An 18,011-nucleotide genomic window follows, 5' to 3' on the forward strand; every position below is an offset into this window, starting at 1 on the left:
GCATGAAAACGAATAATCAGGAAAACAATTTATTACAGACGGAAGAAGAAGAGTATTTTGATCTGCGGGCTTTTTTCTATAAACTTTTGGCACGTTGGTGGTGGTTCGCAATCAGTGTACCTTTGTGTGTGGGATTCGCCCTGTACATTTGTTTTAGTTCAACTCCGGTATATAAAGTCGGGGCAAAAGTTATGATCAGTGATTCCAAAAAAGGAGAACTGGGAGTGAATCCCATGTTGAAGGAATTGGGATTTTTGCAAGGGAATATGTTGGTGGAGAATGAGATTGTTGAACTCATGTCCAAAAACTTGGTTATGGATGTGGTGAAAGAGTTGGAACTGAACATTGATTATACCCGGAGGAAGATGTTGCGGGATGAGAAATTATATAGAAGTACTCCGATTAAGGTGCTGGTAGATATTCCCCGGAATATCAAGGACACGACAATCTATGTGATACTCGAAAGTGCGAATAAAATAAAAGTGTATGATGCTGATAAAAATCTTGCATTCGAAGGGAAATACTCTACAGCCATCCCGATGGGAGGTTATAATATAGCAATAGAAAAAAGTGACTCTTTGGCTTCGGTAGACGATGAGATCCGGGTGGATATTATATCATACGAGTCGGCTACAACTAAATTTCACAAGCAATTGGAAGTTGCTTTGCTTGAGAAAAACACGAGTGCTGTTCAGGTTTTATTGAAAGAAACAAATCCGGAGAAAGGGAAGGATTTTCTTTACACGATGATTCGTCGTTATAACGAGAACGGGATCGGTGACAAGCAACTTGTTTCGGCTAAAACGGTAGATTTTATCAACGAACGTTTACGGGTGATCAACCAAGAATTGGGCGACATTGAAAATGATGCGGAGAGTTTTAAAAAGGCACATCAATTGACTAATATCGCCTCTGATGCGGCGTTCGTGATGGAACGTAAAAAAGTCACTGAAGCTGAGTTGTTAAAACTTGAGATGGAGATGGAGGTTGTAAAAAGCGTGAGGGCTTATCTCGAGGGGAATGAAGGAGAAGAGTTTAGAATATTGCCGGAGCGTTTGGGATTATCAGACGAGGCATTGAATAGTGGAATCAGTAAATACAACGAGTTGGTATTGCGGAGAGGGAAGTTATTGCTGTCTGCCCGCGAGAGTAATCCAATCGTAACAGGATTGGAAATGCAACTTCGGGAGTTAAAGAAAAGTATTCTCTCGGCTATCGCGAACGTGGAAAAGGGAATGGATATTAAAATTGCTAATTTAGAGCGGGAAAGCCAGCAAGTGGAGAAAAAATTGACATCTGTACCAACGCAAGAAAAACAATACCGTTCTATCGCTCGTCAACAAGAATTAAAGGAAAATTTATTCTTGTTCTTGATGCAAAAACGAGAAGAAGCCGAGATCGCTAAATTGATGTATGTGCCTATGGCGAAGATTATTGAAAATCCGGATCCGGGAGAACGACCGGTTGCACCGAGAAAAATGTTGATCTTGTTATTCGGTATGTTCATGGGGATAGCGTTGCCTGTCGGTGTGTTGTTTGTGATGGACTTGTGGGATACGAAAGTAAGGGATGCATCGGAAGTGGAGAAAGTTATACATTCACCCCTGCTGGGTACATTGCCTCAGTTACAAGATGGTAAGACTTCCGTTGATCAGGATGATTTCATGATGTCGGAATCCATGCATTTGATTCGCGAAAATCTGAATTACCTGATCAAACAAAAAGCGACTCCTGTGATTATGGTATCGTCCACGATCCCGAGAGAAGGGAAATCTCTGGTTGCGGCTCATTTGGCGAATGCTTACGCTAAGGCCGGCAAAAAAGTGGTGGTTATCGGTTGTGACTTGCGGAATCCTCGGCTGAACGAGTATTTCAAACGGGAGAATAGAAAAGGTTTGTCTGCTTATCTTGCCGGAATGGAAGATGATCCGGGTAAAATCATGGAGAAAGTGGATGATAATCTGTACGTGATATTCGGGGGAACCGTACCGCCGAATCCGACACAGTTGGTTGCTAGTCCCCGGATGGGTGAGTTGCTGGAAAATTTGAAGAAAGAGTTTTCGTATGTCATCATGGATACCCCTCCCTTGGGAATTTTAGCTGACGGTTTCTCGTTGAGCGGGTACGCGGATGCTTGTGTGTACGTGATTCGGGCAAATGTATTGGACAAAAAAGGATTGCGAGTAATTTCCGATTTGGAGAAAGGAAATCGTTTGGAAAATCTGGGAATCGTGGTGAATGGAATCAAGTTGAGTCGCTCCGGAGGCTATGGATACGGATACGGTTATGGCTATGGGTACGGTTATGGCTATGGTCAGGAAAATACAAAGAAGAAGAAGTCGAAATAATTTCTTTCCCATGGCTTGGTTTCAAAAAGAGAATAAACAGTATTTTTTTTACGAGCATGATATGCATTCCCATATATTGCCGGGATTGGATGATGGCGTGAAGACGATCGAGGAGTCGGTTGCTATCGTGAAAAGGATGTTGGCATTGGGAGTCAGGAGATTTTCTTTTACCCCTCACATCTCTTTTCCTTCACCCATGAATACCCCGGAGATCATACGGGACAGGTTGAACTTACTAAAGGAATGTCTTTTGAAAGAAGGGATTTCTTTGGATGCGGACGCGGGGGCGGAATATAAAGTAGGAGAATACATGCTGGAGTTGATCGAGAGGGATAACATCGCTTCGTTTCAAGGAAGAAGAGTTTTGATAGAACATAGTTTTGTATCTCCTTCGCCTTCTTTTGAAGAGGTCGTTTTCCGGTTACAGGAGAGAGAATATATCCCGGTGCTGGCTCACCCCGAACGATACCCGTTTTACGCGGGATGTATACTGGAACGTGCGAATACGTTGAAAAACAGAGGATGTAAAATGCAGGTGAATTTGTTGTCCTTTACCGGGTTCTACGGGAAAGAAGCTACGCGTGGTGCGCAGATACTGTCGGATGCAGGGGTGATAGATTACCTTTCAGGGGATATTCATTCCATGCGACAAATAGAACATTTGGAGAAATTTATGAAATCAAAGAATTCTGCTTTTTTGTTCAAACGTATGAATACTTAGCTTTATTGAAATAATAGATGATTAACAAGGAAAACCTCGGGTGAGAAAACCCGAGGTTTTTTTGTGATGTATTTTTTATCGAGAGAATTTAAATATTTTCCATTGGAAAATTGTTTTATTGGAAAATATACGATACTTTTGTATATGTATTTCATTAGAAAAGTGAATTTATAAATTATGAAGTAATATAAAGCAGGAGGATTGATTATGGCGAAAGTATTTTTCAAACGATATGGTTTAACTTTGTTGGGGGTTTTATTAGGGGCGTTGGGTGGTTTCTTGTATTGGCGGTTCGTGGGATGCGCGAGCGGGACTTGTCCGATCACGTCTTCACCGCTATATAGTTCTTTGTGGGGAGCCGCGATGGGAGGCTTGTTGTTGAGTATGTTTATCCCCAAAAATAAACGCGATTAGTATGGATACCTTGTGTAAGATACGGGATATGTATCGGGCAATTGCAGAATTTGAAGCCCGTTTCGAGAAAGTTTATCAATTGGGTTTGAACGAGGGAATGGTCTTGTGCTGTCTCTCCAGAATGGAAAAACTTTCTTCCGGGGAGATTGCCGAGCAATTGAATTTAACAAATTCGAATACCTCGAAAGTGATTAAATCCATGGAAAGTAAAGGTTTTATCCGACGAACCATCGGAGATAATGACAAGCGGCAGATGAATTTTTCCCTGACGTCCGAGGGAGAAATGAAAATTAGGGAAATAGAGGGGGGAAGCATTGAAATACCGGAATTACTAAAAAAACTATTATAATATGGCTTCTCTGGATAAACAAAATGTTACAGGCTCGTACGCGTTAACGGGTTTGTTCACGCTGGTTTTGCGTTTGGTGGTAGGTTGGACTTATTTTTCGGCCTTTTGGCGTCGTTTGGTGCTGGAAAACAAATTGATACCCGATACCGCCGGGTATATCGGAGAAAAGTTTAATCACTTTCTCCCGAATTCGATAGGTATAAAATCCGTTATCGAATACTTGGTTACTCACCCGGAATTGTTATGGTGGGCGATGGTTGTTTTCACGTTGGTGGAATGTATTGTGGGATTGTCTTTTATGCTCGGGTTCTTTACACGTCTGATGAGTGTGGGAGTGATGGCGTTGGCAGGAGGTATTCTACTCGGTTCCGGTTGGTTGGGAACCACGTGTCTGGATGAATGGCAAATCGGAATACTTGGTGTCGCGGCGGGATTCACGATTTTCTTGTCCGGGGGAGGGCGATATTCGGCGGATCACTTTCTACTCTCCCGAATAACGTGGTTACGTGATCGCCAATGGTCGCGATGGTTGACTTCCGGTGACTTGCCGTTATCTGTAAAACAAGTGAATCGAGTGGTCATGGTTGGTTCTGTCGCCATCCTGTTCTTGACGCTCTTCACGAATCAGGTTTTTCATAATGGTGTTTGGGGACCTTTACACAATAAATCTGTGAAACCGAAGATTGAAATTTCTGATGCAAGTATCAAACAAGGGGAATTGCAGTTTACGGTCTATCGGGTAGAGGGGGTTGATGTGTACGGCTCATTCTTGATCGGGATTACGCTAAAAGATACAGCGGGAAATATTGTGTTTGATAAAAATGGGGAAGAGTTGTCCCGTTTCCCGGGAACAGGCATTCAAAACAAGTACGTCGCGAAGGTGCAGCCCGGCAAGCATAGTCTGGTGCTCCCTTTGGGGGGAAAGGCGGAGTTGACGATCCGGGATGAGGCTATCACGGGATTACCTGTCGGAAAATACGAGTTAATCCTTACAGATATAAGCGGTATCACTTGGAATCAGGATGTTTTTGTGAAATAAGGAAGATTCTTTGATATAACTTTTAAGAGGTCGACCGGGAAGTAAAATTCTCGGTCGTTTCTTTTTTAGTTTCTTGTGTAGCTGTTTTTTTTACTGTTTTGCCGGTGATATTCAACCGTGAAGTCATGCGGGCAAGACGTTCATGTAATTTGTGTGACCAATAAGAGGACCCAATATAATCCTACCGAAGAACTAGGGTAATCAGTACATGGGGCTGTGTTTGCTATCGTGCATCTTCGGTGTTTCTATATGGAAGATAATAGGATGTACGGGGTATGAACGGAGGAAGACCGGAGATGGGGTATGATTACGGTATTACTTGGGTAGGATTACAATGGGTTCTCTCTAGGTTCAGGTATTGGATTAAATGGAATATTCTTGTTTGTAGAAGAGTGTTTAGCAATAATTTAGAGCGTATTATTTATCGATCGTTTATTGACATTAATAAAATTTACTCTTTAATCAAATCTGCAAATCCGCAATCATCTAATTGCGAGTAATAAAAAATATTGTCATGAAAATTTGCGATAAACAAAAATGATGTATATTTGCAACGCAATAAACGATGGTTTTTTCATATTAAAATGTCGTTTGGCGAAACAGTTTTCGTGTACCTATAAGAAATATCACTGTTTAAGTGGGGTGCGTGAAACACATGGCAATAAATAATCTAAACCCGTGATAGGGTCAGTGCGCGAAGCGCATCCGGACGTAGTGTGCCGGGAAAATGGCGAGAAGGTGGAGAATCGCTTTTCGTAACAGAATCAACAATTACATGATCGAGGAGAAAAAAATACACTGGTATGTCGCTTATACGCGGGTAAATCAGGAATTATTTATCAAGAAAAAGTTGGACGAGTTGGGGATCGAGAATTTTCTCCCGCGTGAGGAGCAGGTTCGGGATACCCCGCTGGGTCGTAAGACTATTCGTGTACTTTTGATCCATGGTATGATTTTTATCCGTACGGATAAAGCCACGAGTTTCTCCTTGATTAACGAGTATTCCTTGAATATCGTTTACCTGAAAGATATAGAAGGGCGTTGTTCTTTGATTGTTCCCGACAAGCAGATGGAGAATTTCATGTTCTTGTTGGATTTTTCGCCGGGTGGCATCGAGATATTGAACAAGGACCTCAAGCGAGGTGACCGGGTGCGGGTGCTCAAAGGTCCCTTGCAAGGGTTAACGGGAGAGTTGGTACGTTTGAGAGGGCACAAACGAGTGGTGATCCGTTTGGACGGTGTGGCATCGATAGCCACGTCTTATATTCCGGGTTCCTTTCTTGAAAAAATAGAGTAGAATAGAACAATCGAATTAATTTAAGATTCATGAATTATGATTTGCGATTAAAAAAGTATCGATAAGTACAATTGAAATCATAAATCTAAAATCATAAATCAAGAAATATAAATGGAAAAAGGTTTATTTCACGATTTGTACAAGCGATTGAACATGCTTGATATCCGGGCGTATCCCCCGGGGCAATTGTCTGGCTTGTTACACGGTTACTTAACAGTGTATTCTATGGTACGGGTGTACCCGTGGTTGGAGGGGACTTTCGGTCACTCGGGTGATATTCACGAGCGGGCGAAAGAGATTGCACGGCTATACTCGGGGCAGTTGAGGAATGAGGATATTCCCGTGGATACCCGGGTGGGGTATGCGGCAGATATGATGGATGTTTACCAGGTGTACTCGGACTTGGGGTACTTGAAAAATGGTGTGGATGCGGCTTACCAGATACTCTCGGTGCGGGAGAATGGTAAAATCGCTTTGCCTTGTCGGACACCGAATGTTTGTCGGTTACTGTGTAATTGTTACTATTTTGCTGGAGATGAGGTGTGTGGTGAATTGGCGGGGAGGTTGGTGATGGAAGTATTGGGATATATGCGGGGCGGAGAACGTGATGTGTTGTTGGCGTGGTGGAGTGCTATTTGTTTGTACAATGATGTGGTCGGGGCAATGGAATTACCCAAAGAAGAACTGGAGCGGTTGAACGAGGAACGGGCTCGTTTACGGGGCAGCGTGGAGCGGGAGGAGGACGAGAGGATCGAACGTTTCCGACAAGCGGGACAGGAAGCGGACTTTGGTTTGGTATCGGAGGTTTTTTATATTTTGGCGAAGCGGCAGTTCGAGGAATTGAATAAAACGTGTGGGTAGAATTATTTAATTTATAATTATGAAGATAGCGATAGTGGGAACCGGTTACGTGGGCTTGGTATCCGGGACGTGTTTTTCGGAAATGGGAGTTGATGTGACTTGTGTTGACGTGAATAAAGAGAAGATAGAACAGTTACAACATGGGATGATCCCGATTTACGAGCCGGGACTGGAAGAGATGGTACACAAAAACGTGAAGGCGGGAAGGTTGCATTTCACGACCGATTTGACCGAGGTTTTGGACGAGGTGGAGGTCGTGTTTAGTGCCGTGGGGACACCCCCTGACGAGGATGGTTCGGCAGACTTGAAGTACGTGTTGGAGGTGGCACGAACCGTGGGACGCAACATGAATAAATATCTGGTGGTGGTGACCAAAAGTACTGTACCCGTGGGAACGGCAATTAAGGTAAAACAAGCAATTCGGGAGGAACTGGAACAGCGTGGTGTGACGCTCGAGTTTGACGTGGCTTCTAACCCGGAGTTTTTGAAGGAAGGGGCGGCGGTAGAGGATTTCATGCGTCCGGACCGTGTTGTCGTGGGAGTGGAAAGTGACCGTGCTAAAGAGAGCATGACCCGTCTTTATCGTCCTTTTATGTTGACCAATGATCGGATGATTTTTACCGATATACCTTCTGCCGAGATGATTAAATACGCCGCTAACTCGATGTTGGCAACCCGTATTTCTTTTATGAACGATGTGGCGAACTTGTGTGAACTTGTTGGCGCAGATATCAATATGGTGCGTAAGGGAATCGGGGCAGATACCCGTATCGGACAGAAATTCCTGTATGCGGGTTGCGGGTATGGCGGAAGTTGTTTCCCGAAGGACGTGAAAGCGTTGATCAAGACTGCCGAGCAAAACGGTTACGAGATGCAGGTGTTGAAGGCGGTGGAAAGCGTGAACGAGCGTCAGAAGTCGGTTCTGTTCCGCAAGTTTGTGAATCATTTTAGCGGGGACGTGAAGGGGAAAACTGTAGCGTTGTGGGGTTTGGCTTTCAAACCGGAAACGGATGACATGCGTGAGGCGCCCGCTCTGGTGTTGATTGATTTGTTGTTGAATGCGGGGGTGACGGTGAAAGTGTACGATCCTATTGCCATGGACGAGTGTCATCGCCGAATCGGGGATACGGTGGTTTACTGTAAAGATATGTACGAGGCGACGGTAGACGCGGATGCTTTAATGCTTGTCACGGAGTGGAAAGAGTTCCGGGTGCCGAGTTGGAGCGTGTTGAAAAAATCGATGAACGGTCGTGTGGTGATTGACGGGCGGAATATATACGAGAGACGGGAGCTGGAGGAGAACGGTTTTGAGTATTATAAAATAGGATAAATGAAAATACTGGTGACAGGTGCAGCCGGTTTTATCGGGTTTCATGTTGCCCGGCATTTGCTCGAGCGTGGTGATGAAGTGGTGGGACTGGATAATATCAACGATTATTACGATGTAAACTTGAAATACGCCCGTTTGGCAGAAGCGGGGATTGATAGGGAATGCGTTGAATACGGGAAACCGGTACAAAGTGTGAGGTACCCGTTATATCGATTTATAAAATTGAATCTCGAGGACCGGGAAGAATTACCGGGATTATTCGAGCGGGAGAAGTTCGAGCGTGTGATAAACCTTGCAGCTCAGGCGGGAGTCCGTTACTCAATTGAGAACCCGTTTGCTTATGTGGATAGTAATCTCGTGGGATTTGTCAATGTTTTGGAGTGTTGCAGGCATAATCATGTTCGACATCTGGTTTACGCTTCCTCGAGTAGCGTGTACGGGGCAAACGATAAAGTACCTTTCTCGGAAGACGATCGGGTGGATGAGCCCGTGAGCCTGTATGCTGCCACGAAGAAGGCGAACGAGTTGATGGCGAGTTGCTATTCCAAACTTTACGGGATGCCTGCCACTGGTTTGAGATTTTTCACGGTTTACGGTCCGTGGGGACGACCGGATATGGCGCCCATGCTTTTCGCTAAAGCGATCATGAACGGGGAGCCTATCAAGGTATTTAATCACGGGAATATGATGCGGGACTTTACGTACATCGATGATATCGTGGAGGGGATGATTCGTGTGTTGGACAAGGTGCCGGGAGTTAATAAAGATCGTCAACATAGCGTGTATAATATTGGTTGTTCCTCTCCCGTGATGTTGACGGATTTTATAGAGTGCTTGGAACGGGCTATCGAGAAAGAAGCGGAGAAGATTTATTTGCCAATTCAGCCGGGGGACGTGTACCGAACTTATGCAGACACGTCGAGACTGGAGCGAGAGGTGGGGTATAAACCTCGGGTAGGGTTGGAAGAGGGAGTTGGCAAGTTCGTGGCGTGGTGGGAAAGGTTTCATTATTTGTAGTTATGTCTGCTGAAAATATACGGCGTGTTGCTAAAAACACCTTGTTTTTGTATGTTAGAATGTTTGTGATGATGGGAGTGACGTTCTATACTTCACGTGTTGTGCTGAATGCTTTGGGGGTGACGGATTTTGGAATATACAATGTGGTGGGAGGAGTGGTTGCAATGTTTTCTTTTTTGACGAATACTTTTACAAGTGCCACTCAGCGTTTTCTGAATTATGAAATGGGATTAGGAAATCGGATGCGTTTGCGAGAGATATTTAGTATGAGTATCACGTTGAATATGTTGATAGGAGTGTTGATGATAATTGTTTTCGAGATTGCAGGGGTATGGTTCATCAATAATAAATTAGTGATACCAGTGGAGCGATTAGGTGCGGCGCATTGGGTTTTTCAATTTTCTTTATTGGCAATGGTGATAACAATTATTACGTCACCCTATAATGCAGTGGTTATAGCTAATGAAAAAATGAGTGCTTTTGCTTATATATCAATTGTGGAAGCGTTGTTGAAATTGGGTGTTGCCGTGGTGCTTTTCTTTTGTGTAAGTGATAAATTAATCATGTATGGAGTATTGATATTTATTGTCACTTTTATTGTGCGGATGATATATTTTGTCTATTGTAAAAGAAGATTTCAAGAATGTCAGTATAAGTTTTATTGGGATAAGCAATTATTTCGGAGTATGGCAACATTTGCGGGTTGGAATATGTACGGTAATTTTTCTTTTTTGATGATTACTCAAGGATTGAATATGTTGTTGAATATGTTTTTTGGACCTATCGTGAACGCATCACGGGCTATTGCGGTCCAAGTGCAAAGCGGTATACAAGGTTTCGCGTCTAATTTCACAATGGCTGTAAATCCTAGAATCACACAAGATTATGCGCAAGGAAATAAAGAAGAGGTGTTAAAATTAGTATGTGGCTCTTCCAAATTTTCATGTTTTTTATTGTTATTGATTTCTTTACCAGTTTTATTAGAAACAGACGTAGTGTTGAAACTTTGGTTAGGACAAGTGCCGGAGTATTCCATTGTATTTGTTCGATTGGTGTTGATTCAAATGTTAATCAGAGTCTTGCAAAATCCTTTACACACGTTAATGCATGCAACAGGTAAGATGAAAAAGTATCAATTGATAGATGGGACGTTGCTATTGTTGAATATGCCTATTTCTTATTTTTTATTAAAAGGTGGTGCTGATGCAACAGTTGTTTTTTGCGTCTTAATAATACTGACTTTTATTGCTTTATTAGGTTTGCTATACGTGATAAATTCTGTCACTTTTTTTTCTGTGAATTTTTTTCTTCGAAATGTATTTTTACGTGTAGGAGAAGTGGGGGTATTATTGGGTTTGATTATCTACGTTTTTGACTTGTTGTTTTATGATGAAGCGTATTATTATATGTTTATTAGATGTTTTGTCGTGTTCGTTGCGGCAGTATATTTGATTTGGCAAATAGGCATGGTGCGAAGTGAACGCTTCTTGTTAAAAGGGTATCTGCATTTTCTTGTTAAAAGGTTTGTTTTGAAGTAACTAGGTATTTAGGATGGATAATTGTTTGTTTTTATCTATAATTATTCCAGTGTATAATTTGGAAGATTATATTATTCCGTGTGTGGAATCCATTTTTTCAGCTAAGGATATTGATAAAAAATTGTTTGAAGTTATTGTTGTTAATGATGGTTCTACTGATGCGACGCATGAACGGGTGGAAGAATATATTGTTGCACATCCGGATTTTTTAATTTATTTAGTAGAGCAAGACAATCAAGGGGTTAGTGCGGCAAGAAATCACGGGTTGTCTAAAGCAAGAGGAGAGTTTGTGTGGTTTGTTGATGGTGATGATGCAATTGCGTGTGATGCTCTTTTACAACTGTCTAGTGTTGAGTATGGTAAGATAGATGTAATAAGGATTGGTAATTGTGTTTCTAAAATTTTGGTTGAAGATAATAGTGTTATTACTTCATATAAGAGTTTTGCCAATATGCGGGACGGGTATTATTTGCCTCCCTACCAATTGCTGGGAAACGAGTATGAGCATGGGCATATGACTTATATTTGGAGAAGAATTTTTCTTGTTGAAAATAATTTGAATTATCCAGTTTGTATTAGTTATAACGAGGATTATTGTTTATTGGTACAGGCATTGTTGTTAGCAAAAAATGCTTACGTGAATCTTTCTTTTCGATTTTATTTGTTTCGAGAAAGAGAATGGTCTGTTTCTCGCGGGAAATATGACTTTGTTAAATTAGATAAATTTCTTCTAGATAAATTGGCTGTATTAGAAAAATTATTGAGGGTTAAAGTTGAAGATATAGATAAGAAAAAGTATTGGTTGGATTATTTGCATAGATATGTTTATATGATAATATTAGAATGTTGTCGTAAAAAAGCACCTTTCTTTTTAACTTTATATTGTTTGGGGAAATTGAAAAAATTACAGTTATACCCGATGTGTTTTTCTGTGCCTCAAGTAAGTTTTTCAAGAATGTGGTTGTTGAATCATTCTTGGTTATTTATTTGTTTTTGTTTCATGTATAGAATTTGGTGTAAATTAACTAAGAAATGAGATTGAACACTTTCACGAAAAAGATAATTTTTGATTATCTCACAAGTAGGATGCAACATATTTATAGTAAGCGAATTCTTAAAATTATGAAGATGAATCATATCCCGGTAAAAAAAGTTGCGGGAGAAGAAAAGTTTTTAGAAAAATGGAAACGTTTATCCGATAATGTAGATGTAAACTACTATCGTTGCTATTCAGCTTATATTGGGATGGATGTGAATATTTTGCCAGAGGATATTAATTACAACATAATTGAACCCATATTGAATCCGTGTAAGTTTCGGGGTTTTTATGGGGATAAAAATATGTTTGACCGTGTTTTGCCAAAAGAATATTTGCCGCAAACCGTGTTGAGGAATATTAATGGTAGTTTTTATGATGCGGATTATGTTTCAATTCCACTATTGTCAGATGAAAAACTATTTTCGTTTTTACACTCCCATGATAAGGTGATTGTGAAACCTGCCATGGAAACGTGTAGTGGTTTTGGCGTGTTTGTGTTTCAAAAGAAAGCAGATGGTGTATATGAAAATAGAGAGGGGAAAAGATTGGATGTTGAATATTTGATGCAACAATACGGGAAAAATTATATTATCCAAGAGTGTTTACAACAACACGAGATGTTAGCGAGTTTAAATTCTTCGTCTGTGAATACATTACGTGTATGTACTTATCGTTCTGTAAAAACGCAAGAAGGAATTGTTACAAATATTGTATTGCGAGTGGGTAAACGAGGTGCAGAGGTTGATAATATTCATGCAGGAGGAGTGCTATTTGGTATTTCTAGTGTGGGAAAAATTAGTAGCTATGGTGTGAATCAATGGGGGGAACGAGTAACATCATTTAATGGGATAGATTACGAATCAAAAGATTTGTTTATTCCTGATATAGATAAAGTGATTGTATTCGCAAAAGAGATTTCCCAACGGGTGTTGCATCACCGGGTTTTGAATTTAGATATAGTACTAGATAAAACGGGTTCTCCTAAATTGCTAGAATATAATGTCCGAGATATGGGGGTGTGGGCTTTTCAGTTCACGACAGGTTCTGTGTTTGGAGAATACACGGATGAAGTAATTGACTATTGTGCAGAACACTTGGAAGAGAGAAGTTTAGCTTTAGGAATAAATGAATGATATATCGGCGATAGAGTATGTTATGAAAAATATTTTGCGTTTTTTGTATTATCGTTTCTTGTATCTTTTTGTTTCGGATAAAAGATACGTGATTTATCGGTTCAGAAAAGTATTCGGTAGGAGGCTAGATTTGAAAAATCCAAGAACTTTTAACGAGAAATTGAATTGGTTGCGTTTATATGGTGAACATAGACATTGGAGCATGTGTGCTGATAAGTACAGAGTGCGAGAATTTGTTAAAGACAGGATTGGGGAACGGTATTTGATTCCGTTACTTGGCGTGTATGATAAGGGGCAACACATGAATTGGGAGGTATTGCCAAAGTCTTTTATGCTGAAAGCGAATCATGGGTCGGGATGGAATATTATTTGCACAAATAAGGAACAATTGGATAAAGAAGAAGCGATTCGTCGGTTGAACGAGTACTTGTGTTGGGATTATTATATCGTGGGTAGAGAGATTCAATACAAGGGAATTGTTCCCAAGATTGTTTGCGAGCAGTTTATAGGGATAAATGATGTTGTACCGGAGGATTACAAGTTTTTTTGTTTTCATGGAGAACCTTATTTTATCCAGATTGATGAGGGACGACAGAGCAAGCATACCCGAGTAATTTATGATTGCGATTGGAATTTGCTGTCGATGGAATATGGATTCCCGAAAGGAGAAGCCCGTGAGTGTCCGAAACAATTGGACGAGATGCTTGATATTGCGGCTAAATTAGCAGAGGGGGAAGTGTTTGTGAGAGTGGACTTATATATTGTGGGGGAACGAATTTATTTTGGCGAGATGACTTACACTCCGGGTAATGCAACGGAAAAATTTATGCCTGATTTTTATGATGAGGAGTGGGGAAAATTGATAAAATTACCTTTGTGAAGAATTGAGATGAATCCTGTTGTTTCTGTTATCATGAGCGTTTATGGCGAACCGGAGGAGTGGCTGCGGGAGTCTATAAATTCTATTTTAGAGCAAACGTTCGGAGATTTTGAATTTATTATCGTGAATGACAATCCCGGGCGGGAAGCTAACCGGAGGGTGCTTGGTGAATACGTGAGGAGAGATGGACGTGTTGTTGTACTCCACAACAAGGAGAATATAGGATTGACGCGATCTTTAAATAGAGGCTTGGAAGTTGCCCGGGGAAAATATGTTGCAAGGATGGATGCGGATGATATTTCTTTGTCTGAGCGTTTTGATAAGCAGGTGTCTTTCTTGGAAGAGCATCTGGATGTGGGGGTGTGCGGGGCTAATATCCGACTTTTCGGATGTAGAAAAGGAGAACAAAAATATCCGGAGCGGGATGAGGATTGTTTTTTGTTTCAAGGTTCGCCTTTTGCGCATCCAGTGGTGATGATTCGAGCAAGCGTGTTGAAAGATAACGGGTTGTTTTATAACCCAGATTTCCGCTATGCGCAGGATTACGAGTTGTGGAGTCGGATGCAGGGAGTGACTTGTTTTCATAATTTGCAGGAGGTGTTGTTGAAATATCGGATAACGGACAAACAGATCTCGAAAAAGAATAATAGAGAGCAGCAACAGTTTGCCGCTAAAATTAGGCGGAAGGGATTTTGTCGTTTTTGTCAGCGGAAAGGTATTGTTTACAAATTAGATGAAAAATTAGCCTTGAAGCATCTTTTAGAATTTAAAAAAGTGGTTTTGCCTGTTGCGCTCACGTTTGAGGAAAGAAAAGCAATTGAGGATTTTTATTATTACTTGTGTCGTTCTATTACAGCTTCGTCGTGTTTACAAGTTTTATGGTATTTAGTGAGTAGTGGGGATTTTAAGCGTTTTTCTACTATGGAGAAGGCTAAAGTCATTGTTTGTAATATTTTCCGTGGTCGGATAATACCGATGTTATGATGTTTGGGAAGCATTTGGCTAAATTTGAATGTTTTGTTTATTTGTTCCTTTATATATTCGGGTTGCAGTTACCAGTAGTTAGAACGTCATCTTTGTTATTGCTGGTGTTACTACCTATCCGTTTCTTGTTTTTAAAAGGAGAGTTTAATTTCGTGAGACAGATGTTTTTACATCCTTATGTAGTTAAATTGCTTGGGATGTATTTATTCGTGATGTTTTACATGGTATTTTTTACAACAATACATTTAGAATTTGATTTAACCTTATTGCCGACGTTGATTAATGTCATGTTGCATTTTATAGTGGGAGTATTTTTGGTGAGTTTGCTGGTTTACAGGAAATATACCTTGGACGAGGTGTTAAGTTTATTGATTGGAATTTTTGTGGTACAGTCGGTGATTCAGATAGTAGCTTTTTTCTCTCCTTCCTTGCTGAGTTTTATCCAGTTGTTCCAAGGTAATAGTACAATAGAAATTGCATCCAAGTTTGCGGGTAGGCGGGGATTAGCTTTAGCGGGTACTGTATTTTTTGGTTTGGCGATTTTATATGGGTTGATTTTTCTCTTTTTTATTAAGCGATGTGTCGATAGAAAAAAAATTACTTTCCGTGATGTCGTGAGCGGAATCATCTTGTTTGTTGGTGGTTTTTTTACTGGACGAATATTTTTTGTAGGAGTGGGAGTTGCCGGTTTATATTTTTTGTGTTCGTCATTTTCTTTGCTGTACAAAATTAAGACATTGTGTCGAATATTTTTGTTAATTGTATTTGGGGCAGTAATTATTTGGGAGCTTTTGCCGAATAATTTACAAATTAAAGTTTATAATTTGCTTTTATACGCTTTCGAATTTTTGTTTAATTACTTAGATAGAGGAACGTTGGAAACAACATCTTCCAATACATTGTTTGATCGCATGTATTTCCCAATTTCTTTATCTACGTTCTTTGCGGGAGATGGAATATATACAGGGAATGATGGTGTTTATTACTTGCATACGGATGCCGGGTATATGCGTAATATTTTGTATATGGGGGTTGGGGGATTAGTGTTATTAGTTTTATTAGATACTTTTTTAGTGTTTGGTAGACGGGAGTTTCGAAATGCTCAAATGCTGAAATTTGGATTGTTTATTTTGACTTATTTGGGAATTATTCATGTGAAAGGAGAAGTGTTCGGCTATTCTGTGATGTTGCATTGTTTGCTTTTTATCTATTACTTGTCTTATGTATTTGTAAATAAGCAAATATCATATATGCATGATTAGAATTATAATTCCAACTTGTATAACTATTATGGGTACAAAGTTCCTCTGAATTCATTAGTCGCATCTTTATTAAATATTTAAAATGAATTTATCTGTTCTGATATCATGTATGCATCAAAAAGATTGGGGCATAGTTGAACGAACTAATGTGCAAACTGATTGTGTGGTGATTAACCAGTGTGATTGTGATAAAGTGGAGGTGTTTACTTTCTTCAATAAAATGGGACATGTTTGTCAAGTTAAGTTTATATCAACGACAGAAAGGGGACTGTCTAGGAGTAGGAATATGGCTATAAAAAATGCCGTCAGTGATATATGTTTGTTGTGTGATGATGACGAGGTGTTGGAAGATAATTATAATGAAACAATATTGAATGCTTTTACTAAAAAGCCAGAGATAGATATTTTTGCATTTAGATTGAATTATTCTAGAAAAGTATTTAGTGATGCTTGTTATAGAGTAAGACGATTTGCTTCAGCACGAGTTAGTAGTACGCAAGTTGCATTTCGTCGGGATAGAATATTGAAAACAGATATATTATTTGATGAAAAAATGGGTAGTGGAAGTGGGAACGGGGCTGGTGAAGAGAATAAATTTCTTTTTCAATTAATTTCTTGTGGTATGAAGATGATGTATGAGCCATTTCTAATAGCTACGATAAAGGATGGTGATAGTATGTGGTTTCATGGTTACACGGATAAATATTTTATAGATAAGGGATGGTGCTGTCGTAGAATTTTTGGATCTGTTTATGGATATGCTTATTTATGGTATCATTTTGTTAGACATTATGATATATATGCAAAACAATTTTCAGCAACACATATTCTTTGGAGTCTACATAAGGGATTTTTTGAGAAAAGATATTGAAAAGGTGTCATAAGTGGGGGATGTCAGGGACTACTTAGAGAGGAGAGAAGAAATAAACAACTTGCTTGCATATTACTTCGTGTAAGCGGTATTTATAAATTATGATTTCAAGAGGAAATTAAAAAATATTTAGTCTTTTTATGGAAGATTTAGTTTCTGTTATAATGCCGTCCTATAATTCTTCTCGTTTTATAGGGGAGTCAATATCGTCTGTGTTGAAGCAAAGTTATGTGACTTGGGAGTTATTAATTGTAGATGATTGTTCGCAAGATAATTCGGTAGAGATTATTAATCAATATACTGAGAAAGATTGTAGGATACGATTGATTGCATTGAAGTATAATGTTGGGGCGGCTGCGGCTAGAAATATAGCGTTAGAGAATGCTAGAGGAAGATTTATAGCTTTTTTGGATAGTGATGATGTTTGGCGAGAGAATAAATTGGAGTATCAAGTGAAATACATGTTAGAACATAATATCCCTTTTTCTTTCTCAAGTTATGAAATAATGAAAGAAGATGGAGAACGATTAAATAAAATTGTAAAAGTTCCTTCTAAGCTTTCTTATTGTCGTTATTTATGTAATACAATTATAGGCTGTCTAACGGTTGTGATCGATAGAGATGTTGTTGGCGATTTTAGGATGCCTATAATTAGAAGTAGTCATGATATGGCTTTGTGGTTGTTAATAATGAAACGAGGTTTTAAGGCGTATGGATTAAAGGAGTGTCTGGCAACTTATAGACTTGTTGCAACTTCTAATACTTCTAAAAAATGGAAAGCGGCAAAAGACGTATGGAAAGTGTATCGAGATATAGAACATTTGTCTGTTTTTTATTCCATGTATTGTTTTTGTGGATATACATTTAATGCGATATGCAAAAGGGTGTTGTGAAATTGTATTTGCGGTGATGTAATAATGTTGAGTTA

Annotated in this window: 17 protein-coding genes; all 17 read left to right on the forward strand. The window is 39.8% G+C overall.

Annotated elements, in window-relative coordinates:
* Positions 1-2: 2 nt before the first annotated feature.
* The gene (locus L0M98_RS18905; protein WP_227217304.1) at positions 3-2,348 is read left to right on the forward strand and encodes a GumC family protein; all 2,346 of its coding nucleotides are present in this window, start codon (positions 3-5) and stop codon (positions 2,346-2,348) included.
* 10 nt (positions 2,349-2,358) lie between these two features.
* Positions 2,359-3,069 carry a tyrosine-protein phosphatase gene (locus L0M98_RS18910; protein ID WP_227217303.1) on the forward strand — a complete coding sequence of 237 codons (711 nt, stop codon included), beginning with the start codon at positions 2,359-2,361 and terminating at the stop codon, positions 3,067-3,069.
* Between the two features lie 207 nt (positions 3,070-3,276).
* The gene (locus L0M98_RS18915) at positions 3,277-3,483 is read left to right on the forward strand and encodes a DUF6132 family protein (RefSeq protein WP_186977537.1); all 207 of its coding nucleotides are present in this window, start codon (positions 3,277-3,279) and stop codon (positions 3,481-3,483) included.
* 1 nt (position 3,484) lies between these two features.
* Entirely contained in the window at positions 3,485-3,832 is a 348-nt protein-coding gene (locus L0M98_RS18920; protein WP_099289795.1) for a MarR family transcriptional regulator, read from the forward strand.
* 1 nt (position 3,833) lies between these two features.
* Entirely contained in the window at positions 3,834-4,871 is a 1,038-nt protein-coding gene (locus L0M98_RS18925; RefSeq protein WP_227217302.1) for a TQO small subunit DoxD, read from the forward strand.
* A gap of 727 nt (positions 4,872-5,598) precedes the next feature.
* Positions 5,599-6,168, forward strand: coding sequence for a UpxY family transcription antiterminator (locus L0M98_RS18930; protein WP_369860453.1), 570 nt, complete (start codon positions 5,599-5,601; stop codon positions 6,166-6,168).
* Between the two features lie 111 nt (positions 6,169-6,279).
* Positions 6,280-7,029: a hypothetical protein gene (locus L0M98_RS18935; RefSeq protein WP_227217301.1), complete on the forward strand. Its 750-nt coding sequence runs from the start codon at positions 6,280-6,282 to the stop codon at positions 7,027-7,029.
* 19 nt (positions 7,030-7,048) lie between these two features.
* Positions 7,049-8,359 (forward strand): UDP-glucose dehydrogenase family protein, encoded by a 1,311-nt coding sequence (locus L0M98_RS18940; protein WP_099289804.1) that lies wholly within the window; start codon positions 7,049-7,051, stop codon positions 8,357-8,359.
* Positions 8,360-9,376 (forward strand): NAD-dependent epimerase, encoded by a 1,017-nt coding sequence (locus tag L0M98_RS18945; protein WP_227217300.1) that lies wholly within the window; start codon positions 8,360-8,362, stop codon positions 9,374-9,376.
* A gap of 2 nt (positions 9,377-9,378) precedes the next feature.
* Positions 9,379-10,914, forward strand: coding sequence for an MATE family efflux transporter (locus L0M98_RS18950; RefSeq protein ID WP_227217299.1), 1,536 nt, complete (start codon positions 9,379-9,381; stop codon positions 10,912-10,914).
* A 13-nt stretch (positions 10,915-10,927) separates the two neighbouring features.
* The gene (locus L0M98_RS18955; RefSeq protein ID WP_227217298.1) at positions 10,928-11,950 is read left to right on the forward strand and encodes a glycosyltransferase family 2 protein; all 1,023 of its coding nucleotides are present in this window, start codon (positions 10,928-10,930) and stop codon (positions 11,948-11,950) included.
* Between the two features lie 86 nt (positions 11,951-12,036).
* Positions 12,037-13,086 carry a sugar-transfer associated ATP-grasp domain-containing protein gene (locus tag L0M98_RS18960; protein WP_227217297.1) on the forward strand — a complete coding sequence of 350 codons (1,050 nt, stop codon included), beginning with the start codon at positions 12,037-12,039 and terminating at the stop codon, positions 13,084-13,086.
* The gene (locus L0M98_RS18965; protein WP_237961862.1) at positions 13,079-13,966 is read left to right on the forward strand and encodes an ATP-grasp fold amidoligase family protein; all 888 of its coding nucleotides are present in this window, start codon (positions 13,079-13,081) and stop codon (positions 13,964-13,966) included. The genes L0M98_RS18960 and L0M98_RS18965 overlap by 8 nt, the downstream gene beginning before the upstream one ends.
* 9 nt (positions 13,967-13,975) lie before the next feature.
* On the forward strand, positions 13,976-14,950 hold the full coding sequence (locus tag L0M98_RS18970; protein WP_227217295.1) for a glycosyltransferase: 975 nt from the start codon (positions 13,976-13,978) through the stop codon (positions 14,948-14,950).
* Positions 14,947-16,212: a hypothetical protein gene (locus L0M98_RS18975; RefSeq protein ID WP_227217294.1), complete on the forward strand. Its 1,266-nt coding sequence runs from the start codon at positions 14,947-14,949 to the stop codon at positions 16,210-16,212. Before L0M98_RS18970 ends, L0M98_RS18975 begins: the two co-directional genes overlap by 4 nt.
* Before the next feature lie 82 nt (positions 16,213-16,294).
* Positions 16,295-17,083: a glycosyltransferase family A protein gene (locus L0M98_RS18980; RefSeq protein WP_227217293.1), complete on the forward strand. Its 789-nt coding sequence runs from the start codon at positions 16,295-16,297 to the stop codon at positions 17,081-17,083.
* A gap of 140 nt (positions 17,084-17,223) precedes the next feature.
* Complete coding sequence (locus L0M98_RS18985) at positions 17,224-17,976, forward strand: glycosyltransferase family 2 protein (protein WP_227217292.1); 753 nt, start codon at positions 17,224-17,226, stop codon at positions 17,974-17,976.
* The last annotated feature ends 35 nt before the right edge of the window (positions 17,977-18,011 follow it).

Source organism: Butyricimonas sp. DFI.6.44 (genome assembly GCF_022132345.1).
Taxonomy (GTDB): domain Bacteria; phylum Bacteroidota; class Bacteroidia; order Bacteroidales; family Marinifilaceae; genus Butyricimonas; species Butyricimonas muris.